Raw genomic sequence first — 24,790 nt, 5'->3', positions numbered from 1 at the left:
ACGGCCTTGCCGCGCACGCCTCCGCGGGCGTGGCGGGCGTGCCGTTCCTGCGCGAGGGCCTGGTCGTCGCGGCCACACGCCCGGGTACGGCGGTTCGTCGGCACCACTCTCCCGGTCACGTAACCCCCTCTCGGCCACGGCAGTTGGAGCTGGTGCGGCGGGGGATCCTCATGGCGGCCTCCCACCGTCATCCGCAGGAGGCCGAGGTCGTACCGACCCCGCCCCTGCTCCCCCACCAGGAGAGGCCCCCATGGACCGTAGACGACTGATTCAGGGTGCCGCCGCCGCGGCCACCGCCGGTGTGCTGCTGCCCACCGCCCGGGCACATGCGTCCGCCCGTGCGTATGCGTCCGCCCGGGCAGCGGACACCGACTATCCGTCGGCGTACTGGGCCCCGGCCTCGCCGTCCAACTACACGGTCTGCAGTCGTCCTTCGGAGTATCCGGTGCAGTACGTGATCATCCATGTGACGCAGGTGACCTTCGACGTCACGCTGGGGATCTTCCAGAACCCGGCGAAGAAGGTCTCCGCGCACTATGTGGTGCGTTCGTCGGACGGCGCTGTCGCGCAATGCGTACAGGAGCGCGACGTCGCCTGGCACGCGGGCAATTGGGATTACAACACGCGCAGCGTCGGCATCGAGCACGAGGGCTGGGTGGACCAGCCGGAGTACTTCACGCACGCGATGTACGAGCAGTCGGCGGCGCTCACCGCCTCGGTCTGCGACCGGTACGGCATCCCCAAGGACCGGGAGCACATCATCGGCCACAACGAGGTGCCCGGCGCCGACCACACCGACCCGGGGCCGCTGTGGGACTGGACTCGCTATATCCGCCTGGTCAACTTCGCCTGACGCGAGGACGCTTGTCGCCATTCGCCGATGGGGTCACGATGGGCTCAGGAGGCCGAGGTGAGCGACGCATGGGTGGCCCTTGAGTCCGGCGCGGATCCGACGGAGCGGATCGCCGTGCTGCGCAGGGCGTACGACGCGTATCTGACAGCGGGACGGGTCGAACGGCCGGTCCGTTCCGTGGTGGCCGACTCCTGGCGGCGTTCGGCGCGCGCCCATGTCAGCCCGGAGGGCACGGCGGGCGTCGAACTGGACGCCGACATGCTGGCCGCATACCGCGGGAGTCATCCACTGGCGCGGGTGATGCCGCTGGTGCGGGAGCTGATGGGTGCGTACGCCATGGACGGCGAACATCTGGTCGCGGTGTGCGACGCGCACGGCCGGCTGCTGTGGGTCGAAGGGCCTGACGCCACGCGGCGGAAGGCGGACCGGATGAACTTTGTGCCGGGTGCCCGCTGGGCCGAGGCGGTCGCCGGTACCAACGCGCCGGGTACGGCGATCACCGTGGACCGGCCCGTGCAGGTCTTCGCCGCCGAGCACTTCCTGCGGCCGGTGCAGGCCTGGACGTGCGCGGCGGCCCCGATCCACGATCCGGCCACCGGGCGGGTGCTCGGCGCGGTGGACATCACCGGCGGGGACCGGCTGGCGCATCCGCACAGCCTCGCGTTCGTGGGGGCGGTGGCACGGGCCGCCGAGTCGCAGCTGGCGCTGCTCGCCCCGCCGCCCGCCGCCGGCCGGGTGCAGTTGTCGGCGCTGGGCCGGGACGAGGCGCTGCTGGTGACGGGCGGCCACACGGTGCGCCTGAGCCGCCGGCACAGCGAGATCCTCGTGGTGCTGGGTCACCGCCCCGAGGGCGTCGGCGGCGACGAGCTGCTGATGGAGCTGTATGAGGACGAGTCCGTCACCCCGGTGACGCTGCGGGCGGAGCTGTCCCGGCTGCGCGGGCTGCTGGGCTCTGAGCTGCTGCGTTCGCGCCCGTACCGGCTCGCGGTGCCCGTCGACGCGGACTTCGACACGGTGGCGCGGCGGCTGGCGTCGGGGGCGGTGACCGGGGCGCTGAGCGCGTACGCCGGTCCGCTGCTGCCGGCCTCGCAGGCGCCCGCGGTGGCGCGGCTGCGCCGCCGTCTTGAGGACCAGCTGCGGGCGGCGCTGATCGCGCGCGGCGATCCGGGGCTGCTGGCTGACTGGGCGTACAGCCCGTGGGGCGAGGACGACCTCCCGGTGTGGCGGGCGCTGGCCGCCGTCCTTCCCGCACAGCAGCGTCCGTCCGCGCTCGCGCGCGTACACGAACTGGACGCCTGGCAGAGGTCGTGACGGCTGCGGCCGGCGCACGCCAGATCACATTCGAACACAGGTACGTATTCTTACCCGTTTTACCTCACCGGATGACCGCTCCCGTACTGCGAAAGGGGCCCGATCTCCTTACTGTCAAATGGGTGGAGCACCACAGGGGCATGGCCCGGCCGGGCCCGTGTCGGGTGCCCGCCCATCCGAAGCCGGAGGAGTCCCCATGCCGGAGCTGTTCATCGGCGGTAAGTGGACCGCCGCGGTCGACGGGCATGTTCGTGAGATCCGCTGCCCCGCGGACGCCACCCTTGTCGCGACCGTCGACGAGGCGGGGCCGAAGGACGCCGCTGCGGCGATCGCCGCGGCCCGCGACGCGTTCGATCGCGGACCGTGGCCCGGCACCGCGGCCGCTGAGCGCGGCCGGCTGCTGCTGCGCGTCGCCGACCTGCTGGAACGCGACAAGGACGCACTCGCCCGCGCCGAATCCCTGGACACGGGGAAGCGGCTGGTGGAGAGCGAGTACGACATGGACGACATCGCCAAGTGCTTCCGCTACTTCGGCAACCTGACGGCGTCCGGCGGCAGCGACCGGATCGTCGACACCGGTAATCCGGAGGCGGACAGCCGGGTGGTGCACGAGCCGGTCGGCGTGTGCGCGCTGATCACTCCATGGAACTATCCGCTGCTGCAGACCGCCTGGAAGGTCGCCCCGGCGCTCGGCGCGGGCAACACCTTCGTCCTCAAGCCCAGCGAGCTGACCCCGCACACCGCGATCATCCTGATGCGCCTGCTGACCGAGGCGGGGCTGCCGGACGGGGTGGCCAATCTGGTGCTGGGCGCGGGTCCCACGGCCGGCGCGCCGCTCACCTCGGACCCGCGGGTCGATCTGGTGTCGTTCACCGGCGGGCTCCTGACCGGGCGCCGCATCATGGCCGCCGCCGCGCCCACCGTGAAGAAGGTCGCCCTGGAGCTGGGCGGCAAGAACCCCAACATCGTCTTCGCCGACGCCGACTTCGACGCCGCGGTCGACTACGCGCTGATGGCGGTGTTCCTGCACTCCGGTCAGGTCTGTTCGGCCGGGGCGCGGCTGCTGGTCCAGAACGAGCTGCACGACAGGTTCGTCGACGCGGTGGTGGCGCAGGCGCAGGAGATCCGGCTCGGCGGCCCGTTCGACCAGAACGCCCGCACCGGTCCGCTGATCTCCGCCGCCCACCGCGAGAAGGTCGAGGCCTATGTCGCGGCAGGCATCGCCGAAGGCGCGGTGCTGCGCTGCGGCGGCTCGCGGCCCGACGACCCGGCGCTGCAGGACGGCTTCTACTACCCGCCGACCGTGCTCGACGAGTGCACACCGGGCATGTCGGTGGTGAGCGACGAGTCGTTCGGCCCCGTCCTCACCGTCGAGACGTTCCGCGACGAGAAGGAGGCGGTCGCGCTCGCCAACGACACCGTCTACGGGCTGGCCGGGGCGGTCTGGTCGCAGGACGTCGGCCGGGCGCACAGGGTCGCCTCCCAGCTGCGCGCCGGAACCGTATGGATCAACGACTTCCATCCGTACGTCCCGCAGGCGGAGTGGGGCGGAATGAAACAGTCCGGCTTCGGCCGCGAACTGGGCCCCGCGGGCCTCGCGGAGTACCAGGAGGCCAAACACATCTGGCGCAACCTCGACCCCCGCCCCCAGAGGTGGTTCGCATGAGCATGGACGCCGGCCCGGGGCCGGACCCCACCGGACCCCCTGGCCCCGCCGGCGCCGCCCGGACCCAGAGCCAGGACGACGACGATGCACTCGGCGTACTCGGCTACCGTCCGGAACTGAAACGGACCCTCGGCAACTTCCACACATTCGCCGCCGGGATCAGCTACATCTCGATCCTGACCGGCACCTTCCAACTGTTCTACTTCGGCGTCAGCTTCGGCGGCCCGGCCTACTGGTGGTCCTGGCCGATGGTCTTCGTCGGCCAGCTGATGGTGGCGCTGTGCTTCTGTGAGCTCGCCGCCCGCTACCCGGTTGCCGGGTCCGTCTACAACTGGTCCAAAACCATGGGCGGCCCCCACATCGGCTGGCTCGGCGGCTGGATGATGATGACGGCCACCATGGTCACGCTGTCGGCCGTGGCGCTCGCCTACCAGATCACGCTGCCGCAGATCGACGACTGGTTCCAGTTCGTGGGTGACGGGAGCGGCAAGACCGACGCGGCCGCCAACGCCGTTCTCCTCGGCACGGTGCTCATCCTCTTCTCCACCGTGGTCAACGCCTTCGGTGTCCAGCTCATGGCGCGCATCAACTCGGCGGGTGTGTTCATCGAGTTGATCGCCGCGGTCGCACTCATCGTCTTCCTGGCGGCACACATCACCCGCGGTCCCAGCACCGTCCTGACCGACACCTACGGGCTCGGCAGCGGCCAGACCCTCGGCTACTTCGGCGCGTTCCTGACGGCCTCGCTGGCCTCCGCGTACGTGATGTACGGCTTCGACACGGCATCGTCGCTCGGCGAGGAGTCGCACGACCCGAGCCGCAACGCGCCCCGCGCCATCCTGCGGGCCCTGATCGCGTCCTTCCTCATCGGCGGTCTGATCCTGCTCTTCGCCCTCATGGCAGTGCCGGACCTCGCCGCCAAGGAGCTGTCCACGGCCGGTCTGCAGTACGTGGTCCTGGAGACGCTCGGTCCGACGATCGGCGAGATCTTCCTGTGGTGCGTGGTCATCGCGATCACGGTCTGCGTACTGGCCGTGCACGCCGCCGGCATCCGGCTGATGTTCGCCATGGCCCGGGACAACAACCTGCCCGCGGGCTCGCTGCTCGCGCGGGTCAGCCCGCGCTTCAAGACGCCCGTGGTGCCCGCCGTGGTGATCGGCGTCGTGGGAGTCGTCATCCTCGTCATCAACATCAACCAGCCGCAGATCTTCTCGGTGATCACCAGCATCGCGATCATCATGATCTACGTGGCGTATCTGCTGGTCACCTTGCCCATGCTGATCCAGCGGCTGCGCGGCACATGGCAGCCGGCCGAGGGTAAGTTCTCGCTCGGCAGGTTCGGACTGCCCGTCAACATCGTCGCCGTACTGTGGGGCGCGGCCATGTCGCTCAACCTTGCCTGGCCGCGCGCCGAGGTCTACAACGCGACCGGTCCTCAGCATTGGTATCTGCGCTGGGGCGCGTTCCTGTTCGTCGGCGCAGTCGCCCTCGGCGGCTTCGCCTACTACTGGTTCGTGCAGCGGCACCGCACCGGCGTACTCGCCGAGCACCGCGCCGTCATCAAGGACGCGGCGCCGCCCGCCACCCCCTGACCTCCCTCGACCCTGGAGACGCGATGTCAGCACAGAGCCCCCTCCACGTCCACGAGTTCGACTACGTGGTGGTGGGCGGCGGCACGGCCGGCGCCGTCATCGCCGCGCGCCTGACGGAGAACGCGGACGTCAGCGTCTGCGTACTTGAGGCGGGGCCCTCGGACGTCGGTGACGACAGCATCCTCCGGCTCGACCGCTGGATGGCCCTGCTGGAGTCAGGCTACGACTGGGACTATCCCGTGGAGCCGCAGGATAACGGCAACAGCTTTCTGCGGCACGCCCGGGCCAGGGTGCTCGGCGGCTGCTCGTCGCACAACTCGTGCATCGCCTTCTGGGCGCCGGCCGAGGACCTCGACGAGTGGGGCGCGATGGGCTGTACGGGCTGGAGCGCCAAGGACTGTTTCCCGCTCTACCAGCGACTGGAGAACAATGACGCGCCCGGGGAGCATCATGGCCGCTCGGGCCCTGTCGTCATCCGCACCGTACCGCCCAACGACCCGTGCGGCAGGGCGCTGCTCGCCGCCTGCGAGGCGGCCGGCATCCCCAGGACGCCGTTCAACTCCGGCGCCACCGTGGTACGCGGCGCGAACTGGTTCCAGATCAACGCCCGTCCGGACGGCACCCGTTCGTCAGCCTCGGTGTCCTATCTGCACCCCGTTCTCGGCAAGCGGCCCAACCTGGAAGTACGCACCGAACTGCGCGCCAAGCGGCTGCTGTTCGACGGCGACGGGCGCTGCACAGGTGTCGAGTACCTGCAGCCCGACACCATTCACAGCGGCTCGGTCTCGGCGCGCCGCGAGGTGATCGTGTCCTGTGGAGCCATCGACTCGCCGAAGCTGCTGATGCTGTCCGGCATCGGACCTGCCGGGCATCTGCGGGAGTGCGGTGTCGATGTACGGGTCGACTCCCCCGGGGTCGGCTCCCGCCTACAGGACCACCCGGAGGGCGTGATCATGTGGGAGGCGAAGCAGCCCATGGTCACCTCGTCCTCGCAGTGGTGGGAGATCGGCATCTTCGTCGACACGGAACCGGGCCTGGACCGCCCCGACCTGATGTTCCACTACGGCTCGGTGCCGTTCGACATGAACACCTACCGGCGTGGCTACCCGACGTCCGACAACGCCTTCTGCCTCACCCCGAACGTCACCCGCGCCCGCTCGATGGGCACGGTGCGGCTGCGGACGCGTGACTTCCGGGACAAGCCGAAGGTCGACCCGCGGTACTTCACGCACGAGCACGACATGAGGGTGATGACGTACGGCCTGCGGCTCGCCCGCAGGATCGCCGCCCAGACCCCGATGGCGGAGTGGGCCGGCAAGGAGCTCGCCCCCGGGCAGGCGCTGCAGTCCGACGAAGAGCTGTTCTCGTACATCCGGGAGACCCACAACACCGTCTACCACCCGGCGGGCACGGTACGGATGGGTGCGGCGGACGACGCGGATGCGCCGCTCGATCCGCAGCTGCGGGTCAAGGGCGTCAGCGGACTGCGGGTGGCCGACGCGTCCGTGATGCCGTTCCTGACGACGGCCAACCCGTGCATCACGACGATGGTGATCGGCGAGAAGTGCGCAGACCTGATCAAGTCCGCGTGAATGATGGTCAATTGACCGGCCGTCGTGCAATACGACGTGCAGCGATGCACCGTGCAGCAACAGACCGTGCAACCTGGCTGCAACGTCCGGGCTCCTAGCCTCGCGGCGAGCGCCGTCCAAAGGCGGGCGGCACCCTCACCGGGAGGCCATGGAGATGACCCGATACGCAGCGCCGGGCAGCGACGGCGCACTCGTCTCGTACCAGTCCCGCTACGACCACTGGGTCGGCGGCGAGTACGTAGCGCCTGCCCGCGGCCAGTACTTCGAGAACCCGAGCCCGGTCAACGGCCGCCCCTTCACGGAGATCGCCCGCGGCACCGCCGAGGACGTCGAGCGCGCCCTGGACGCGGCGCACGCGGCGGCGCCCGGCTGGGGCCGCACCTCGGCCGGCGACCGCGCCACGATCCTGCTGCGGATCGCCGACCGGATGGAGGCGCATCTGGAGGAGCTGGCGGTCGCCGAGAGCTGGGAGAACGGCAAGCCGGTCCGCGAGACGCTGGCCGCCGACATCCCGCTGGCCATCGACCATTTCCGCTACTTCGCGGGCGCCCTGCGCGCCCAGGAGGGCTCGCTCAGCGAGGTCGACGACGACACCGTCGCCTACCACTTCCATGAGCCGCTCGGCGTCGTGGGCCAGATCATCCCCTGGAACTTCCCGATTCTGATGGCCACTTGGAAGCTGGCACCAGCACTGGCCGCAGGCAACGCGGTCGTCCTCAAGCCGGCCGAACAGACCCCGGCCTCCATCCACTTCTGGCTGAGCCTGGTCGCCGATCTGCTGCCGCCGGGAGTTGTCAACATCGTCAACGGTTTCGGCGTGGAGGCCGGCAAGCCGCTCGCGTCCAGCCCGCGCGTGGCGAAGATCGCGTTCACCGGGGAGACCACGACGGGGCGGCTGATCATGCAGTACGCCTCCGAGAACATCAAACCGGTCACCCTGGAACTCGGCGGCAAGTCGCCGAACATCTTCTTCGACGACGTCTGGGCGGCCGACGACGACCTGCGCGACAAGGCGCTCGAAGGCTTCACGATGTTCGCCCTCAACCAGGGCGAGGTGTGCACCTGCCCCTCACGCGCGCTGATCCAGCGCGGCCACTACAGCGAGTTCCTGGAGGCGGGCATCGCCCGCACGGAACAGATCGTGCCCGGCCACCCCCTGGACACCGACACGATGATCGGCGCGCAGGCCTCCAATGACCAGCTCCAGAAGATCCTTTCGTATCTGGACATCGGCCAGCAGGAGGGCGCGAAGATCCTGACGGGCGGTCAGCGAATCGAGTACGACGGCGAACTGTCGGGCGGCTACTACGTCCAGCCCACGATCTTCGAGGGCGACAACCGGATGCGGGTCTTCCAGGAGGAGATCTTCGGCCCGGTCGTCGCTGTCACGTCGTTCGCGGACTTCGACGACGCGATCAAGACGGCGAACGACACGCTGTACGGTCTCGGCGCGGGCGTGTGGACGCGGGACGTCAACACGGCGTACCGGGCGGGGCGCGCCATCCAGGCGGGGCGGATCTGGACGAACTGCTACCACGCGTATCCGGCGCATGCGGCGTTCGGCGGGTACAAGCAGTCCGGGATCGGCCGGGAGAACCACAAGATGATGCTGGAGCACTACCAGCAGACGAAGAATCTGCTGGTGAGCTATTCGCCGAAGAAGTTGGGGTTCTTCTAGACGCACGAGAAGGGCGTCTGACCTGGCCTCATGCCCGTCAGACGCCCTTCGTGTCAGTCACTCACGCTGCGGGGAGATTTACGTACTCCCTCTCGATATCTCCCACCGAGTGCTTCATCGCCGCTGCGGAGACGGGCCGCGAGCTGATGGTCAAGCGGCTTGAGGCGTCGTTTGCCCGCTCGTCGACGCAGTCGCTCTCCCCTGTGGCGACGCTTCGTGCCTCGATCCGTGCCTTTCTCGGGCTGATCGCCGAAGAGCCCGAATTCGCCAAAGCGTTCTTCCTTTCTGGTTCGCCGAGTCGATGCGCGCCTGGCACAACAGGATTCCCGGTCACCGCCGTGTCCCCCATGAGACCTACATGGCTGCGGCTGACGCTACACACGAAGCCGTCTGCCGCCTCCTGCGCCAGGGGCGCATCGGCGAGGTCCCCGCCCTGGAGGACGCCGTACTGCACATCTGCCTCGCCCTGCTGGGCGTGGCCAATCCGGCAGAGGACGCCGGAGGGTGAGCCGGGAGGCGCGTGAGCACCGGAGGCCGACCGCCGTGCGGGTCGCCTCAAGATGCCCGCCGCTGAGAAGCGCCACGCGGGGTCGTGTCAGCCCGTCAGTTCTCTTCGACGAGGCTGCCGACCGTCCACGGCAACAGCTCCTTCGCCAGGGCGATGCTGAACGGCCTGACCAACGAGCGGAGTTCCGCGCAACCCGCGGGCCCCAGGACGCCGCGGGGGCGGTGTCAGGCCGTGTACTGGTATGCCGGGTAGGTCAGGTACCCCGCGTCGCCGCCCTGGTAGTACGTGGCCTCGTCGACGGGAGCGAGCGGCACTCCGGTGCGCAGCCGCTCGACCAGGTCGGGGTTGGAGATGAAGGCGCGGCCGAAGCTGATGAGCTCGGCCCCCAGGTCGAGCCAGTGGTCGGCCTCGTCCCGGCCGGTGTGCTTCGGTCCCATCGGGAGCACCGGGTTCATGATCAGGGTGCCCTGCCATGCGCGGCGCAGGCCGGCCAACACCTCCTCCTCGGCGGTGGCTTCGAGGTGGATGTAGGCCAGTCCGAGGCGGGACAGTTCGGTCAGTAGCGCGGTGTAGAGCTCGGGGACGTCGGTCTCCTCGACTCCCCAGAAGGTTACGCCTGGGGACAGGCGGATTCCGGTCCTGGCCGCTCCGACGGCCTCGGCGGTTGCGGACACCGCCTCGACGGCGAAGCGGATCCGGTTGCTCACCGAGCCTCCATAGCGGTCGGTGCGCAGGTTGGCGTTGGACGAGAGGAACTGCGAGATGAGATAGCCGTTGGCGCCGTGCAGCTCCACGCCGTCGAAGCCTGCGTCGATGGCGCGGCGGGCGGCCTGGGCGTACGACTCGGCGTGCTCGGACACCTCGGCGGTGTCCAGAGCGCGCGGGATCGGCGCCGGCTGGAGCCCGGTCGGGGTGAACACCTTCCACCCTTCGGCCGCGACTGCCGAGGGACCGACCGGCTGCATACCGGTGGTGTCGGGGTGCGAAACCCGTCCGCCATGCATGATCTGGGCGAAGATCCGTCCTCCGTTGGCGTGCACCGCATCAGTGACCGGGCGCCACGAGGAGACCTGCTCGTCGGTGTGCAGTCCCGGCGTGCCGGGGTTGGACTGCCCGACGACGTTCGGCTGCACCCCCTCGCTCACGATCAGTCCGGCCGTAGCCCGCTGGGCGTAGTAGGTCGCCATCGACGGCGTCGCCAGACCGCCGGCGGCGGCACGGACCCTTGTCATCGGCGCCATCACCATCCGGTTGGGCAGCGTCATGTCCCCCAGCGGGTACGTGGTGAACAAGGTCGTCATGTCATGGCTCCTTCGTGATCGGCGCCGCACAACCGGGCGCGGCGGCTACGCTAGAACCTGACACCGACGTCAGGGGCAAGGGTTGTGCCTCAGCTCACACCACACAGAGGGAGACGGCGTGCGCATCGGGGAGCTGGCATCACGGGCCGGAGTCAGCGTCCGGTCCCTGCGCTACTACGAGGAGCAGGGGCTGCTCACCAGCACCCGCAGTGCCGGCGGGCAGCGGCACTACACGGACCACGAGGTCGAGCGGGTCGCGTTCATCCAGCGGCTGTTCGCCGCAGGACTGTCCAGCCGCACCATCGCCGAACTGCTGCCGTGCGTCGATTCTCCCAGCGAGGAGAACTCCGACGCCGCGCTGGAGCGGATGGCGCAGGAGCGCGACCGGCTGTCCGAGCGCATCGCCGACCTCGTACGCACCCGGGACGCCCTCTCCGGGCTGATGACCATGGCGCGGGCACATCGGGAGCGCCTGCGGTCGGCGGTCGCCGACTGATGTCCCCGGCACGGCAACGAAGTCCTGGCTGTCGAGCATGAGGTGAAGGGCGTTGGGCAGGTCGCACGCGGCGTGGGTGGGCATGAGTTCGTCGATTTGAGGGTGAGGCCGAGCCGGCAGTGGAAGGCGCGGGCGGCACCCATGTCGGCGACGACGAGGGATCCGCTGGTGTACTCCGCCACCGTCGAGGCGCGGAGGCACGGATGGCGTGCCGTGGGGCGCAAGGCTTGGCAGCAGATAAGCGACTGCTTAGTATCTAGCCCGGGGCGGGAACAGCCTGCCCGTGCCGCCCCTCCCCTCAGGAGTCCACCGTGATCTCACTGTTCTCCCTCTCCGGCAAAACCGCCCTCGTGACCGGCGGTTCCCGCGGCATCGGCCTGATGATCGCTCGGGGCCTGGTCGAAGCGGGAGCCAAGGTCTACGTCAGCTCCCGCAATGCGGAAGCCTGCGAGGAGGCCGTGCGCAGGCTTTCCGGTTCCGGCCTGGCGGTCGCGCTGCCCGCCGACCTGTCGCGCGAGGAGGAGTGCCACCGACTCGCGGCAGACATCGGCGAGCGGGAGGAGCGGCTGGACATCCTGGTGAACAACGCCGGCGCCACCTGGGGTGCGCCCCTGGACGAGTTCCCGGTCAGCGGCTGGGACAAGGTGATGGACCTCAACCTGCGCAGCCCCTTCCTGCTCACCCAAGCCCTCCTGCCGAAGCTGCGCGCCGGCGGGTCGACGGAGGACCCTGCGCGGATCATCAACGTCGGATCCATCGACGGCCTGCACGTCAGCCCGGTCTCGGCCTACTCCTACGCGGCCAGCAAGGCGGGCCTGCACCACCTGACCCGCGTGCTGGCCAAGGAGCTCGGGCCACAGGGCATCACGGTGAACGCCATCGCGCCCGGCCCCTTCGAGTCGAAGATGATGGCCGCGACCCTGGACGCCATGGGCGAGGCGATCGCGGAGGCGGCTCCGCTGCGCCGGATCGGGCGGCCGGACGACATGGCGGGCGTCGCCGTCTATCTGGCCAGCCGTGCGGGCGCCTTCGTCACCGGGGCCGTCATCCCCGTCGACGGCGGCCTCGGCACCACGGTCTGACCGGCCGGCGACAGCTCCACTCCCCCTCGTACGAGCAACCTGAACCCGCGAAGAAGAGGACCATGGCCTCCCTCCTGCTCTCCCGCCGAGACCTCGACTTCCTGCTGCACGAGTGGCTCGACGTTGAATCCCTGACCGCGCGCCCCCGCTTCGCCGACCACTCGCGCGAAACCTTCGACGCGGTACTGGACCTCAGCGAGACGATCGCCGCCCGGCACTTCGCCCCGCACAACAAGAAGAACGACACCCAGGAGCCGCGCTTCGACGGCGAGCGGGTGCACATCATCCCCGAAGTCGAAGAGGCCCTGAAGGTCTTCGCCGGCGCCGGGCTGATCGGTGGCGGCATGGATCACGAGGTGGGCGGCATGCAGTTGCCCAGCGTGGTGGCCAACGCCTGCTTCGCCTGGTTCCAGGCAGCCAACGTGGGAACGGCCGCCTACCCCCTCCTCACCATCGGCAACGCAAACCTGCTGCTGGCCCACGGCACCCCCGGGCAGATCGACACCTATGTCCGCCCGATGGTCGAGGGCCGCTTCTCCGGGACCATGTGCCTGTCGGAGCCACAGGCGGGCTCCTCACTGGCTGATGTGCGCACCCGCGCGGAACAGGCCGACGACGGCACCTACCGTCTGTTCGGTAACAAGATGTGGATCTCGGGTGGCGACCACGAACTGACGGAGAACATCGTCCACCTGGTCCTGGCCAGGATCCCCGGCGGCCCGCCCGGGGTAAAGGGACTCTCGCTCTTCATCGTCCCCAAGGTTTTGGTGGGGGCCGACGGGACGCTCGGCGAGCGCAACGACGTCGCCCTGGCCGGCCTCAATCACAAGATGGGGTATCGAGGGACGACCAACACGCTGCTGAACTTCGGTGAGGGCGCCTTCCGGCCCGGCGGGGCCCCCGGTGCGGTCGGCTTCCTGGTCGGGGAGCCCCACCGCGGACTGTCCTACATGTTCCACATGATGAACGAGGCCCGCATCGGTGTCGGACTCGGTGCCACAGCGCTCGGTTACACCGGCTACCTGCACGCCCTGGACTACGCGCGCACCCGGCCCCAGGGGCGCCCCCTCATGGCCAGGGACGCCACCACCCCCCAGATCCCGATCATCGGGCATGCCGATGTCCGGCGCATGCTCCTCGCCCAGAAGTCGTACGTCGAAGGCGCGCTTGCTCTCACCCTGTACTGCGGGCGGCTGCTGGACGACGAGCGCACCGCCCCGACGGCCGACGAGCGGGCCAGGGCCGGGCTTCTGCTGGACATGCTCACCCCGATGGCCAAGAGCTGGCCCTCCCAGTGGTGCCTGGAGGCCAACAACCTTGCCATCCAGGTCCACGGCGGCTACGGCTACACCCGCGAGTACAACGTCGAGCAGTTCTACCGGGACAACCGCCTCAACCCCATCCACGAGGGGACGCACGGCGTCCACGGCCTCGACCTGCTGGGCCGAAAGGCCGTCATGGACGGCGGCGCGGGGCTCCGCCTGCTCATCGAGACCGTCTCCATGACGACCGCCCGCGCGGCGGCCGCGGAGGACCAGGTCGCCGGCTTCGGACGGCAGCTGGACGCCTCCGTCGCCCGCGTCGCCGCCGTGACGCGGCGCCTGTGGCAGGCCGGGGACGCCGAGAGCGCCCTCGCCAACGCCTCGGTCTATCTGGAGGCCGTGGGGCACGTCGTGGTTGCCTGGATGTGGCTGGAGCAGATGCTGGCCGCCGCCGGACGCAGCGGCGCCTTCTACGAGGGCAAGCGCCGGGCGGGTCAGTACTTCTTCCGGTACGAACTGCCCAGGGCGGAGGCGCAGTTCGCGCTGCTGGAAAGCCTCGACCGCACCACCCTCGATATGCCCGCGGACTGCTTCTGAGCTTGTCCTACCTTCCAAGCGTGGGTCTGAGCCGGTCATTCGTAAGATCGGCGGACCCAGGGGCTCTGGGTATGGCTACATCGACGTGCGCCCTACACGGACACGGTATTTGATGGGTCCTGATAAATCGTCGGGTACGCGTGCGGCCGCGGCTCGCGGGTCGTCAGCAGCAGCCGCCTTCCGCCGCGCCGGCGACGGCTTCGAGACGGCAGAAGCAGGACGCGTTGATCGGTACGTCCGCCATGGCGGAAGCGAGCTTCAGTTGCTGGGCCACGATCTGCGCTTCCGCGTTCTTGCCCAGGCGCAGGAGACACTCGTGCAATCCGTGCAGTGCCCATACGTTGCCGGGGTGTTGCGAAGGACGCGGCAGCGTGTCGTCGAGGCCCAGGTCGGCCCGGTAGACGGCCTCCGCCTCTTCCACACGTCCCTGTTCGAGAAGCAGGGCGCCGTACGCGTGCCGTGTGGGCTGCATCCATCCCCACGGCTCGTCGTAGGGAAGGTTGTCGTCGAGTGTGATCGACCGCTCCAGTGCGGCGAAGGCGGCGTCGTGGTTCCCCCTGCGGTACTCCAGTTCGCCGTCGAGCATCTCCGACGCGATCGCGAGGATGTCGACGCAGGTGTTGTTGAACAGCATGCGTGACTCGGGTACGCGGGAGACGGCCTGACGGAACAGTTCGCGTTCGGTCTCCGCCTCGGGAATCCGGCCGGTCGCCGAGAAGGCGACGCCGCGGGCGTAGTGGAGCATCGCCGTGGTCGCGCAGTACAGCTCGGGGTCGGCGGGCAGCGGCAGTTCCAGGATGTCGGTCCAGCGGCCGAAGCGGATGAGCACGTGTACCCGCATGGCGAGGAAACCCTCCAGCCAGTCGGCCATGGGCGGACTCTGCACCCTCAGCAGTTCCTCGGGGATGGAGGCTTCGAGCTGTGCGGCGGTCTCCAGGGCGGTCGCTGACTGACCGAGGAACATCGCACCGTAGATCTTGAAGTGGTAGTTGTGCGATCGGTACAGGGTGTAGAAGTTCATCGCGCCGGCCCGCGCGTAGTACTTCTCGTCGGCGGCGATCGCGGTGGTGTTGTCCGACACCACACGCCGGTAGTCCCCGCAGAGCACCTCCAGGTGTGTGGGCATGTGCTGCAGGTGCCCGGCATCCGGCACGAGGCCGCGGAGCCGGTCCGCGACGGGCAGGGCGGCCTCGGGGGTCGGGGACATCTCCATGAGGTGGATGTACATGTGCAGAAGGCCGGGGTGCGTCTTCCCGGGCCCGGTGCCGATCGCCCGATCGAGGACCGCCTTGGCCTCCAACGTGCGGGAGCCTTCCGCCGGCAGCCCGGTCGGCAGGTCCCACAGCTGCCATGGCGTGAGGTTCATCTGTGCGTCGGCATGGAGTGTGGCGACATCGAGGTCGTCGGGAGCGAGTTCGTACACGGCGCGCATCCTGTCGGCGTAGGGCTTGTTCCACACCGAGCAGTCCTCGACCGCTTCCGCCTGCGGATACCGGTACCGCAACGCCTGGATCAGGGCCTGCTCGACGGGAGTGGCGCCGGCCGCCTTCTCGTGGGCGCGTTCGACGGCCGCGTGGGTGCGTTCGACGGTTCGGGCCAGGTCCTCGCCGTCGAAGAACTCCCAGGGCTTGTTGTAGTTCGGACCGAGGGCGTAGGCGATGCCCCAGTAGGCCATCGCGCAGTCCGGATCCGCCGCTGCGGCGGCTTCGAAGCAGGAGACGGCCTCCTCGTGGTGGAAGCCGTACGACCAGAGCAGCCCGCGGTCGAACCACATCTGGGCGGACGGGGAGGACGTCGTCACGGGGCGGGTGTGGGTGCCGAGGTCGTAGTAGTCCATCCGTCTCTCCTGAAGGTACGGTCCGGTCAGCCGGGTGGCGCGTACGAGCCGTTCGGCCCGGCCGGACATGTGGACGCGCCGCGACCGGCACGCACTGTCCCAACGTGGTGAGGGTCTCCGGGGACACCTGTGGCCGATGGTAGAACCGATCTCGCCCGGCCGGGAAACGCACGCGTGCGTGCGGGTTCCGCGGGTATGTGCCGCGGGGCGGTCCGGCGTCAGCCCGCCTGCTCAGGCAGGTGGCACCCAGGGTGGCGATGCCCGTCAGTCGATGCCCGCCCGCGCGCCCCGGCCACAGGGTAGGGCGACGAAGTTGGCTCACCGACGAAATGGAGAGCTGCCGGGTGACGGAATGCTGTGATGGGCTGGTGGGCGCATCTACCGCTTGACGCGGCCGCGGATGGCGAGGGCAGCGAGGCTGAGCAGCACGGGTTCGGTGAGACGGAGGCCATCTCGGTGTGGGTGCCGGCGGTGGTGAGGTCTTGGCCGGAGGAGCGGAAGACGACCGAGTTCACCGGTCCCCGCGACCATCGAGGACGCCTCCGTGCTCGACGCACTGCTCCCCGTCCTGCGCAACCGCCCTTGAGACGACGCGGCGGTCAGGAATGACCGAGGTCCGGCGTCAAGCGCGAGCTGCGTGCCTTGGTGCTGAGCGGCTGACCGCGTTGACACAGCTCACCTCGACCCTGCGGCCGAGTCCGACACCGGGACATCCACTCATAGGGCGCCGGGGACCCTCCGTCCCCGGCGCCATGGCCTCCTGGCCTCGGGGCCCGGGGCCCGAGCCCCGTCCTGGGAGCGGCCATCCCGGCCAGGGTCCTGTCAAGCAGCCGTGGACCAGCCGTTCTCGGCGATGGCGACCCGTTCCATCACGCAGCGGTTGGGGTAGGCGCCAGACGACCACATCGCGTCACGGTGCGTACTCGAAGGCGCCCATGTCACAGGCCAGGCCCTGCGGACGCGGGATGCCTCGCTGGTCAGCGGCGGGGCATCCGTCGTCGGCCGCGTCGACGGCCGGGCTGCCCGGCAGCAGTGCCACGGTGTCCGTGGGCCCGCCGTGGTCACCGAGGGGAGCGAGGCCGGGAGACCGGCGTGGAAGGTCACCCTCGGCGGTGAGGTGGCAACTGTTGCCGCTGTCGAGGTTGTTGCCCAGCGAGTCGATGGTGGCGAAGACGTTCTTACAGTCGCTGGTGGTGGTGCCGATGGTGTTGCCGGCAATGATGGTGTTCTGCAGCGAGAGGTGACCCAGCGGCAGGTTGACGGTGTCGGTGACCGGCCGAGGCAGGCTGTCCAGGTAGGCGGGGGCGATGTTGATCCCACCGCCGCCGTCGGTGGCGGTGTTGCCGGCGATCGTGGAGTTGCGGATGTCCACCCGGCCGGTGCCGCGTATGTCGATGCCGCCGCCGTAGCCCGCGAGGCTGCCCGGACGATCCCAGTCGTCGGTCACGCGGTTGTCCGCGATCGTTGAGTTGACCACGGTGCCGGTGTCGTCGAAGCGGATACCTCCGGCCTCGCCCGCCGTGTTCCGGCTGACGGTGCTGTCGGTCAGCGTCAGGTGGGAGTCGGGGATGTTGAAGATGCCGCCTCCGTAGCCGGCGCGGTTCCCCGTTACCGTTACCCGGCGCAGCGTCATGTTCTTGCTGTTGGCGATGCCGCCTCCGCCAGGGTCGGTGAAGGGCACTTCCCGCTGCTTGGCGTCTCCTCCCGTGATGGTGAGGTCGGACAGCGAGGTGTCGGCGCCCATGCGGAAGACCCGGTCGATGCCGCCTGCGTCGATGACGGTCCCCCGCGCCCCGGCGCCCTGGATGGTGGTCGGCTCGAGGATGTTCAGGTCGCCTTTGGTCGGGTCGGCGGTGCGCCCGTTCAGCAGGTCGGGGTTGGGGGGAATGGTCAGCCGGTAGTGGCCGGCGGGTAACTCGATCGTGCTGCCGGGCCGGGCGTTCGCGGCCATGACCGCCGCGCGCAGGGTGCAGGTTCCTGTGGCGGTGCGACAGAGGCCGTCCGAGGGGTCTGCGTCCACTGCGTCGGCCGTGGAGTCGACCGTGAGATGCGCGGCCGCCGGCAGTGCCTGGGCAGGGGCCGGGGCGACGACGGCCACTGCTGAGGCCAGCGACAAGGCGGTGAGTACGGGAAAGGCGGTCCGAATTCTCAAGTGACTCTCCGGAGTTCGGCCGGCCGGGGCCGGTGCGACTGATGGGGTCTTGACGTCTTGGCTGCGGTGGCATGCGGAAGTGCCGTGTGCGGGAACGCCGCGTGGTCCTCCGTGCCTCACCGCCCGGCGACGTGGGGGCGGTCGTCACGGTCGGCCGGGAGCGCCGTCGGTGTGAAGGTCACGGGCAGAGTGGCCAATCCTCGGATGACGCTGGGACGCCGGCGCACGGCCTCCTCGTCCACGGCGAGGGCCAGAGCGGGCAGGCGGCGCAGAAGCGTACCGATCGCGATCTGGCCCTCGAGGCGGGCGAGCGCCGCGCCCAGGCAATAGTGGAGGCCGTGCCCGAGGGCGAGGTGCGGGTTGTGTGCGCGGGCGATGTCCAGGACGTCCGGCCGGTCGAACCGCCCCGGGTCCCGGTTGGCCGCGCCGGTGGAGAGCACCACCGTCTCACCGGCGGCGACGGCGGTGCCCGCCAGGTCCAGATCCTCGCGGGCGTAGCGTACGACGCCGAGCATGACCGGCCCGTCGTAGCGGAGGAACTCCTCGACCGCGGACGGCAGCAGGGCCGGTTCCCGGCGAAGTCGGTCCAGTTGGCCGGGATGGAGGAGGAGCAGCAGGGTGCCGGTGCCGATGAGGCTGACGGTGGTCTCGTGGCCTGCGACGAGCAGCAGGACCGCGGCGCCGACCAGTTCCGCGTCCGACAGCCGGTTCTCCTCGCCGGCGGCGGCGAGTGCGGTGAGCAGGTCGTCGGCGGGTTCGGCGCGTTTGCGCGCCACGAGACCGGCGAGGTACCCGCCGAGGTCGGCCCGGGCCTGCTCGGCTGCGGCGGCCGCTGCCGGGGCCACCGGCGGGCTGAGCATGTCGGCTGACCATCGCCCGAACTGCCCGCGGTCCTCGAAGGGTACGCCGAGCAGTTCACATATGACCGCGACCGGGAGCGGGAGGGCGAAGTCGGCGACCAGGTCGGCCCGGCCGAGTGGGGCCACTTCGTCGATGAGAGCGTCGGCGATCTGCTGCACCCGCGGCCGTAACGCCGCCACTCGCCGAGGGGTGAAGGCGCGCGAGACCAGTTGGCGGAGCCGCGTATGGTCGGGCGGGTCCGTGGTGAGCATGCTCGGCGGCCGCCGCCCGTCTCCGCCTGGTCGGGCGGATAGTGACGCGGCGCTGCCGGGAGTGCGTGGGTCGCTGCTCAGTGAGGGGTGCGCAATGGCGGCCATCACGTCGTCGTAGCGCGTGACCATCCAGGCGTGCCCGCCGCCTCGCAGCTCGACACGCTGCACCGGTCCAGCTCGGCGCAGCCGGTCCAACCAGGGGTAGGGATCCCGCCGTTGTTCGATGTCGGCAGGGAGCTGATGGATGATGAGATCGCTCACGGCGCTTCTCCCGTAGGGCGGGTGAACACTGCGGAGGGGATCGGACTCTCAACTCTGTAGTGAGCGTTCCATACGGAGATACGGATGTCCATGGAGCGTCGGGAGCAGGGTGGTTGGGATTCACCGCCCGCCAGGTCCACGCCCCGGCCCCGGTGGAATCGCTGCGCCGTTGTGGCCAGGTCCTTGATCCACGGTCCGGGCACGTGCTGCAGGGACTGTCGGCATCCCTGCCGGGACGGCCGGGAGCGCCCGGACCTCCACAGGATCCGTGTTCGTTCGGCGGGCGGGAGGCGGAGGGAGAGTCGCGGTACGCACCAGGACGCAGCGATCCGGCAGCATGGATGTCCGCAACGCGAAAACGGCGGGCCCCGGGACTCGGCCGGAGGGGTCGCGGCTACGGGCAATGCGGTTCGGGAAGTACTCCGCGGACCGGCACTTTCCTCGGCGCGGCACTTGACCTCGCCGCCGGAACGCCCCCAGGTCTCCGTCATACCGGACGTAACGGACAGTTACCAGGTGGTAGCACCTTGTTGAACTACATTTGTTCCCGTACGGCGCTTGAAGCCTCCCCTCCGACCCAGGAAGATCAGGCACTCCAGCGCCCCTGGAAGGACGCGACTGATCCCTGGCATCACCGAACCACGGTGCTGCGTCCGGCCCGGCCAATCGCAATCCGATGGGCTCAGAGCCGGTTTCTGCCTGCCTCGCTTCCTCCGGGCCTGCCGCACTCCCCTTTCATGAGGACCTGATGACACAACACATACCGGAGGGGGTGTTCTGGTGCCTTGTCGCGGTCTCGCTAGCCGGACTGTTGCTGCTGGTACGCCAGTACCGGATCACCGTCACCCTGCGCCGTCGACTGACGATCCACGAAGCCGGCCTGCTTGCCCGTGAGGAGGAGGTCCGGCACCTCGCCGAAGTCCGGCTCCCTGGTCTGGCCGAGGCGTCCCGCCGGCCCGCGCCGGTGCCCGGACCGCTCGACACGGATCTCGCGGGCACGGCGTACGGGAAGGACCTGCAGAAGATCATCGAGCAGTTCACCGGTGCTGCCGAGGCCGCACAGTCCCGGGCGGACACGTCGGCGAAGGCAACGCTGAGGGCGGCGATGCGCGCCCTGCAGGCCCTGGCGAACGAGCAACAGCTCTCGATCTCGGACATGCAGGACCGGCACGACGACCCCCATGTGCTCCAGGACCTCCTCGAGATCGACCACGCCAACGCGCAGTTCGGCCGCAGAGCACAGGCCGTCGCCGTGCTCTGCGGCTCATGGCCCGGACGGCAGCGGTCCGCGTCATCCCTGCTCGACGTCGTACGCGGTGCGACGTCGAGGATCCGGGACTACCGGCGCGTCAACGTGCACTCCCGGGTCGACATGGACGTGGTCAGCCGAGCCGTCGAGCCGGTCGTCCTCGCGGTTGCCGAGCTGCTGGACAACGCGGCGCGGCACTCTCAGCCCAACACCACTGTCGAGGTCGGCATCCAGCCTGCCCACAACGGCGTCAGCATCGTCGTCGACGACGCCGGCGTCGGCATGGAGGCGCTAGAGACCGAGGAGGCCGCGCGGCGCTTGTCCGGCCAGGAACACATCGACATCAACCGGCTCAGCGACCCGCCGCAGTTCGGATTCGCCCTCATCGGCGTACTCGCCGCCCGGTACGGATTCACGGCCTCGGTCGATTCGCAGTCCCCGTACGGCGGTGTGCGGGCCGTGCTCTTCCTCCCCCACGCGCTCATCAACCGCGTGCGTTTCGCGGGCCCGCCGATCCCTCTGCAGGGGGCAAGCACGCCGGGCGCCTCGACGCCGGTCTCCCTTGGCGCACCCGAGGCCCCTGCCGTCAGGGACGCAGCAGCACAACCGGGTTCCGTCACGCCCCCTGACCTGCCCCTGCCGGCCGCCGAATCGCCGACCTTCCCCGAAGCGGAGGCAGCGCAGTCGTCCACCGTGGGCGGCCTGCCCAAGCGCCGCCGACGCACGGCGCAGCACGAAGCAGCCGTCGACCCCGCGACACCGGCCCCCTCCGATCCCTCGCTGGTCCGCCCCGCGGCCGAGACCGCCTCCCGCATGAGCGCGTTCGCCCGAGGCACCCGCTCCGGCCGCGACGCCCACCCCGACAGCGAAGGGACCTCCCAGGAATGACCGACCACATGACCAATGAACTCGGATGGATGCTCGACGAGGTCCTGAAGGTCCCGGAAGCCCGCCACGCGATCCTGCTCTCCGCGGACGGCATGCTCCGCGCCCGCTCTCAGGGCATCAAGCGTGACGAGGCCGAACGGCAGGCGGCGGCATTGTCCGGACTGCAGTCCATCAGTCGCAGTACCGCCGAGTTCTGCGCGCAGGAGACCTCGCCGTGGCAGCAGACACTGGTCGAATTCGTCGACGGGTACGTCTTCCTGGTGGCCGCCGGCGCGGGCGCCTATCTGGCGGTCTCCGCCGGCCAGGACGTCGACATGGAAGCCGTCACCTACAGCATGCACAAGCTGGTCGACCGGCTGGGCAAGGAGCTGACCAGTCCGCCGCGGCAGAACTCCGCACCCGGCATGGCTGACGACTCAGGTACGGCATGACCCCGCCACGCCCCCGGCGTGACAGAGGACTCGTGCGGCCCTACGTCGTCACACAGGGCCGCGCTCATCCGACGCGCAACACACTGGACATCGTGACGCTGGTGACGGCTGTGAACAACCGTCCCCTGCACGGGCTGAGCCCGGAGAAGCGCGGCGTCATGGAACTGTGCCGAGGAGGAGCGCTGTCGGTCGCCGAAGTGGCCGGCCACCTCACTCTGGCGATGAGCGTCACCAAAGTCCTGCTCAGCGACCTCATCGACAGCGGTCATGTCGTCGCCCGGCCTCCCGTCCCCAAAGCGCAACTGCCCGACGCCCGACTCCTGCAGGAGGTCCTGGATGGGCTCCGCTCCCGTTTCTGAACCGGTCTACGTCGCGGACACGGTCACCACCGCGGTCAAGATCCTCGTCGTCGGCCACTTCGCCGTCGGCAAGACCACCTTTGTCGGAACACTCTCCGAGATCCGGCCGCTGCGCACCGAAGAGACGATGACGCAGGCAAGCGAACTCGTCGACGACCTTGAGGGGACCCCCGACAAGACCACGACGACTGTGGCCATGGACTTCGGACGCCTCACACTCAGTGAGTCCCTGGTGCTGTACCTCTTCGGCGCCCCCGGTCAGAAGCGCTTCACCCAGCTGTGGCAGGACATGCTGTGCGGAGCGCTCGGCGCACTGGTGCTGACGGACACCCGAAGGCTCGACCAGTCCTTCGACGTCATGGGTCTGCTGGAAGAGCACGGTATGCCGTACGCGGTCGCCGTCAACCAGTTCGACGGCGCGCCGCCCTTCCCCGAGGCAGAGATCCGCGAGGCTCTCGACCTGCTCCCGGAAACCCCTCTGGTCACCTGCGACGCGCGGGAACCCACGTCCTCCGCCAAAGCGCTGATCTCCCTCATCGAGTATCTCCAGACCCGCACCCCTCAGGAGCAAGAATGACAACACCCCTGCCCGTGGGTGACGCGGTACCTCCTCCCGGCTGCCCTGCGCATGCCGGCGACGGTGCGGCTGAGCGCCTGTACGGCCCGCAGTTCGCCGCCGACCCATTGGCGTCGTACACCCGCCTGCGCGCCCGTGGCTCCGTCGCGACTGTGGAAATGGCACCCGGCGTACACGCCTCTCTGGTCACCGGCTACGAGACCGCTCTGGAGGTGCTGCGCAGTCCGGAGCGCTTCTCCAAGGACCCACGCCGGTGGCGGGCCCTCGCCGACGGGACGGTGCCGGCGGACAGCCCGGTCGTGCCGATGATGATGTACCGGCCGAACGCCCTGTGGGCCGACGGGGACGAGCACAGAAGGCTGCGAGGCGCCATCACCGACAGCCTCGGCCGTCTGGACCCAGGCGCGCTCAAGGGCTACGTGGAGCACAGCGCCGACACCCTCATCGACCGGATCGGGCCCAAGGGACGGGCGGATCTGCTGGGCGAGTACGGTGCCGTCCTGCCCCTGCTGGTCTTCAACCAGCTCTTCGGCTGCCCGCCCGACATCGGGGACAAGCTGGTCGAGGGGATGTCCGGGATCTTCGACGCCGACACCGACTCCGAGAAGGCGAACGCGGTGCTGACCGAAGGCGTCGCCGAGCTGGTCGCACTCAAGAGGGACCAACCGGGGCAGGACGTGACGTCCTGGATGATGGCCCACCCTGCCGGGCTCACCGACGAGGAGATGATGCATCAGCTGGTCCTCCTCATGGGTGCAGGCACCGAGCCCCAGCAGAACCTGATCTGCAACGGGCTGCGGCTGCTGCTGACCGACGACCGGTTCGCGGGTGATCTCGCAGGCGGCAGCATGCCCGTCGAGGACACCATCGACGAGGTGCTGTGGACCGACCCGCCGATAGCGAACTACGCCGTCCACTATCCGCGCCACGACCTGGAGCTCGACGGAACCCTCCTGCGCGAGGGCGAGCCGATTGTGATCAGCCTGGCGGCCGCGAACACCGACCCCGGACTCGCCGGCGACCGCCGGACGGGCAACCGCGCGCACCTCGCGTGGAGCGCGGGCCCGCACACCTGTCCCGCGAAAGGCCCCGCCCGGTCGATCGCCGCGGTCGCCCTGGAGAAGCTCCTCGACCGGCTCCCTGACATTGAGCTGGAGGTGCCTGTCGAGGAGTTGGAGTGGCGGCAGGGCCCCTTCCACCGGGCTCTGGCCGCCCTGCCCGTCCGCTTCCCGTCGATCAGCCCTGTCGGCCGGCCTTCTGCAGAAAGCGATTGGATCACGAATCCGGGCCTGTCGGCATCGGCCCCTCCGGCACCGACGTCCACGGCGAGGGAACCCGGATCCGCGAACGTGGCCCGACAGCGCTGGTGGAGCTTCCTGGCGAGGTGGTGGCAACGGCGATAAGCCATGTGAGGACGTCGCACACCCCCACGACGTCGCCGTCCGCGGCATACGCCCGACTGCGGACCGGTCCGTGGACGGATCAGACACCGCGGCCGGCACGTCAGTGACGTCAACGACTCGGCGTCGGGTCATGGCCGGACCCGCCTGCGGGTTCGGCCATGACCGGATGGGGCGACGAGTGAGGACAAAGGACCGGCTCGACACTCCATCCCGTTGATCACAAACCCGCAGGCGAGCACTGTCGGCAACCCACGTCGGAAGTCAACGCCGGTGGAAGGCACGGCCGATGGATTGCGACACATGCTCATCGGCCGTGCCCGGCTCTCGACCGCCGGCCATGCCTCCGGCCAGGGCCCCGGCCACAGAATCACGCCTGCCGCAAGCCGGCCTCGACGGCGACAACCGACGACGACCAGGCGAGCGGCGCCAAGGCGTCCCGCCCCGAGACCGCCCTCCATGCAGACAAGGCCTACGGCATCCCTGAGTTGCGCAGATGGCTGCGGGGGCGACATCGGCGTCCGTGCCGCCCTCGAGGGCGGCGAGCCCAGACAAGATTCGGGCTGTCGCAGGCAGGCCGGCGACC

Annotated in this window: 19 protein-coding genes; 15 read left to right on the top strand and 4 right to left on the bottom strand. The window is 69.6% G+C overall.

What is annotated here, in order from left to right; all coding sequences use genetic code 11:
- The first annotated feature begins 250 nt into the window (after positions 1-250).
- The 7 genes from ACFYWY_RS22350 (at position 251) to ACFYWY_RS22320 (ending at position 9,200) form a co-directional block, all read left to right on the top strand.
- On the top strand, positions 251-853 hold the full coding sequence (locus ACFYWY_RS22350; protein WP_389189403.1) for an N-acetylmuramoyl-L-alanine amidase: 603 nt from the start codon (positions 251-253) through the stop codon (positions 851-853).
- Between the two features lie 57 nt (positions 854-910).
- Positions 911-2,164 (top strand): GAF domain-containing protein, encoded by a 1,254-nt coding sequence (locus ACFYWY_RS22345; RefSeq protein WP_389189400.1) that lies wholly within the window; start codon positions 911-913, stop codon positions 2,162-2,164.
- A gap of 196 nt (positions 2,165-2,360) precedes the next feature.
- A complete protein-coding gene (locus tag ACFYWY_RS22340) occupies positions 2,361-3,830 on the top strand; it encodes an aldehyde dehydrogenase family protein (RefSeq protein ID WP_389189397.1) in 1,470 nt (489 codons plus the stop codon).
- Complete coding sequence (locus tag ACFYWY_RS22335; RefSeq protein ID WP_389189394.1) at positions 3,827-5,422, top strand: APC family permease; 1,596 nt, start codon at positions 3,827-3,829, stop codon at positions 5,420-5,422. Before ACFYWY_RS22340 ends, ACFYWY_RS22335 begins: the two co-directional genes overlap by 4 nt.
- A 23-nt stretch (positions 5,423-5,445) precedes the next feature.
- Positions 5,446-7,014, top strand: a complete 1,569-nt coding sequence (locus ACFYWY_RS22330; RefSeq protein ID WP_389189391.1) for a GMC family oxidoreductase — start codon at positions 5,446-5,448, stop codon at positions 7,012-7,014.
- A 154-nt stretch (positions 7,015-7,168) separates the two neighbouring features.
- Complete coding sequence (locus ACFYWY_RS22325; protein ID WP_389189388.1) at positions 7,169-8,692, top strand: aldehyde dehydrogenase family protein; 1,524 nt, start codon at positions 7,169-7,171, stop codon at positions 8,690-8,692.
- Between the two features lie 358 nt (positions 8,693-9,050).
- Complete coding sequence (locus ACFYWY_RS22320) at positions 9,051-9,200, top strand: hypothetical protein (RefSeq protein WP_389189386.1); 150 nt, start codon at positions 9,051-9,053, stop codon at positions 9,198-9,200.
- 224 nt (positions 9,201-9,424) lie between these two features.
- On the opposite strand, the gene ACFYWY_RS22315 is transcribed toward ACFYWY_RS22320, so the two are convergent.
- Complete coding sequence (locus ACFYWY_RS22315; protein ID WP_389189383.1) at positions 9,425-10,501, bottom strand: alkene reductase; 1,077 nt, start codon at positions 10,499-10,501, stop codon at positions 9,425-9,427.
- A gap of 118 nt (positions 10,502-10,619) precedes the next feature.
- Between ACFYWY_RS22315 and ACFYWY_RS22310 the strand changes: the two genes are divergently transcribed.
- From ACFYWY_RS22310 to ACFYWY_RS22300, 3 genes are all read left to right on the top strand, one after another.
- On the top strand, positions 10,620-10,997 hold the full coding sequence (locus ACFYWY_RS22310; protein ID WP_389189380.1) for a MerR family transcriptional regulator: 378 nt from the start codon (positions 10,620-10,622) through the stop codon (positions 10,995-10,997).
- Positions 10,998-11,308: 311 nt separating this feature from the next.
- A complete protein-coding gene (locus ACFYWY_RS22305; protein WP_389189377.1) occupies positions 11,309-12,079 on the top strand; it encodes an SDR family oxidoreductase in 771 nt (256 codons plus the stop codon).
- A 62-nt stretch (positions 12,080-12,141) separates the two neighbouring features.
- Entirely contained in the window at positions 12,142-13,938 is a 1,797-nt protein-coding gene (locus tag ACFYWY_RS22300) for an acyl-CoA dehydrogenase (RefSeq protein WP_389189374.1), read from the top strand.
- Positions 13,939-14,101: 163 nt separating this feature from the next.
- Here ACFYWY_RS22300 and ACFYWY_RS22295 read toward each other — a convergent pair whose 3' ends face one another.
- The 3 genes from ACFYWY_RS22295 to ACFYWY_RS22285 form a co-directional block, all read right to left on the bottom strand.
- Positions 14,102-15,775: a hypothetical protein gene (locus ACFYWY_RS22295; protein WP_389189371.1), complete on the bottom strand. Its 1,674-nt coding sequence runs from the start codon at positions 15,773-15,775 to the stop codon at positions 14,102-14,104.
- A 910-nt stretch (positions 15,776-16,685) separates the two neighbouring features.
- The gene (locus ACFYWY_RS22290) at positions 16,686-17,927 is read right to left on the bottom strand and encodes a choice-of-anchor Q domain-containing protein (protein WP_389189368.1); all 1,242 of its coding nucleotides are present in this window, start codon (positions 17,925-17,927) and stop codon (positions 16,686-16,688) included.
- 116 nt (positions 17,928-18,043) lie between these two features.
- Entirely contained in the window at positions 18,044-19,300 is a 1,257-nt protein-coding gene (locus tag ACFYWY_RS22285; RefSeq protein ID WP_389189365.1) for a cytochrome P450, read from the bottom strand.
- A 748-nt stretch (positions 19,301-20,048) separates the two neighbouring features.
- Here ACFYWY_RS22285 and ACFYWY_RS22280 point away from each other — a divergent pair.
- From ACFYWY_RS22280 to ACFYWY_RS22260, 5 genes are read left to right on the top strand one after another with little or no spacing between them, the layout of a single operon-like run.
- The gene (locus ACFYWY_RS22280; RefSeq protein ID WP_389189363.1) at positions 20,049-21,437 is read left to right on the top strand and encodes an ATP-binding protein; all 1,389 of its coding nucleotides are present in this window, start codon (positions 20,049-20,051) and stop codon (positions 21,435-21,437) included.
- Positions 21,434-21,868 carry a roadblock/LC7 domain-containing protein gene (locus ACFYWY_RS22275; RefSeq protein WP_389189360.1) on the top strand — a complete coding sequence of 145 codons (435 nt, stop codon included), beginning with the start codon at positions 21,434-21,436 and terminating at the stop codon, positions 21,866-21,868. The genes ACFYWY_RS22280 and ACFYWY_RS22275 overlap by 4 nt, the downstream gene beginning before the upstream one ends.
- The gene (locus tag ACFYWY_RS22270; protein ID WP_389189357.1) at positions 21,865-22,227 is read left to right on the top strand and encodes a DUF742 domain-containing protein; all 363 of its coding nucleotides are present in this window, start codon (positions 21,865-21,867) and stop codon (positions 22,225-22,227) included. The genes ACFYWY_RS22275 and ACFYWY_RS22270 overlap by 4 nt, the downstream gene beginning before the upstream one ends.
- Positions 22,205-22,804 (top strand): ATP/GTP-binding protein, encoded by a 600-nt coding sequence (locus tag ACFYWY_RS22265; protein WP_389189354.1) that lies wholly within the window; start codon positions 22,205-22,207, stop codon positions 22,802-22,804. The genes ACFYWY_RS22270 and ACFYWY_RS22265 overlap by 23 nt, the downstream gene beginning before the upstream one ends.
- On the top strand, positions 22,801-24,207 hold the full coding sequence (locus tag ACFYWY_RS22260) for a cytochrome P450 (protein WP_389189351.1): 1,407 nt from the start codon (positions 22,801-22,803) through the stop codon (positions 24,205-24,207). Before ACFYWY_RS22265 ends, ACFYWY_RS22260 begins: the two co-directional genes overlap by 4 nt.
- The last annotated feature ends 583 nt before the right edge of the window (positions 24,208-24,790 follow it).

It is taken from the genome of Streptomyces sp. NPDC002870 (genome assembly GCF_042888505.1).
Lineage (GTDB): Bacteria > Actinomycetota > Actinomycetes > Streptomycetales > Streptomycetaceae > Streptomyces.
Note: the sequence above shows the minus strand (reverse complement) of the source record. Positions and strands in the feature narration are given on the sequence as shown.

Coding starts and splice junctions, on each gene's coding strand:
- ACFYWY_RS22350 (WP_389189403.1), top strand. CDS start 251: ATGGACCGTAGACGACTGATTCAGGGTGCCGCCGCCGCGGCCACCGCC.
- ACFYWY_RS22340 (WP_389189397.1), top strand. CDS start 2,361: ATGCCGGAGCTGTTCATCGGCGGTAAGTGGACCGCCGCGGTCGACGGG.
- ACFYWY_RS22335 (WP_389189394.1), top strand. CDS start 3,827: ATGAGCATGGACGCCGGCCCGGGGCCGGACCCCACCGGACCCCCTGGC.
- ACFYWY_RS22330 (WP_389189391.1), top strand. CDS start 5,446: ATGTCAGCACAGAGCCCCCTCCACGTCCACGAGTTCGACTACGTGGTG.
- ACFYWY_RS22325 (WP_389189388.1), top strand. CDS start 7,169: ATGACCCGATACGCAGCGCCGGGCAGCGACGGCGCACTCGTCTCGTAC.
- ACFYWY_RS22320 (WP_389189386.1), top strand. CDS start 9,051: ATGGCTGCGGCTGACGCTACACACGAAGCCGTCTGCCGCCTCCTGCGC.
- ACFYWY_RS22315 (WP_389189383.1), bottom strand. CDS start 10,501: ATGACGACCTTGTTCACCACGTACCCGCTGGGGGACATGACGCTGCCC.
- ACFYWY_RS22300 (WP_389189374.1), top strand. CDS start 12,142: ATGGCCTCCCTCCTGCTCTCCCGCCGAGACCTCGACTTCCTGCTGCAC.
- ACFYWY_RS22295 (WP_389189371.1), bottom strand. CDS start 15,775: ATGGACTACTACGACCTCGGCACCCACACCCGCCCCGTGACGACGTCC.
- ACFYWY_RS22280 (WP_389189363.1), top strand. CDS start 20,049: ATGACACAACACATACCGGAGGGGGTGTTCTGGTGCCTTGTCGCGGTC.
- ACFYWY_RS22275 (WP_389189360.1), top strand. CDS start 21,434: ATGACCGACCACATGACCAATGAACTCGGATGGATGCTCGACGAGGTC.
- ACFYWY_RS22270 (WP_389189357.1), top strand. CDS start 21,865: ATGACCCCGCCACGCCCCCGGCGTGACAGAGGACTCGTGCGGCCCTAC.
- ACFYWY_RS22265 (WP_389189354.1), top strand. CDS start 22,205: ATGGGCTCCGCTCCCGTTTCTGAACCGGTCTACGTCGCGGACACGGTC.
- ACFYWY_RS22260 (WP_389189351.1), top strand. CDS start 22,801: ATGACAACACCCCTGCCCGTGGGTGACGCGGTACCTCCTCCCGGCTGC.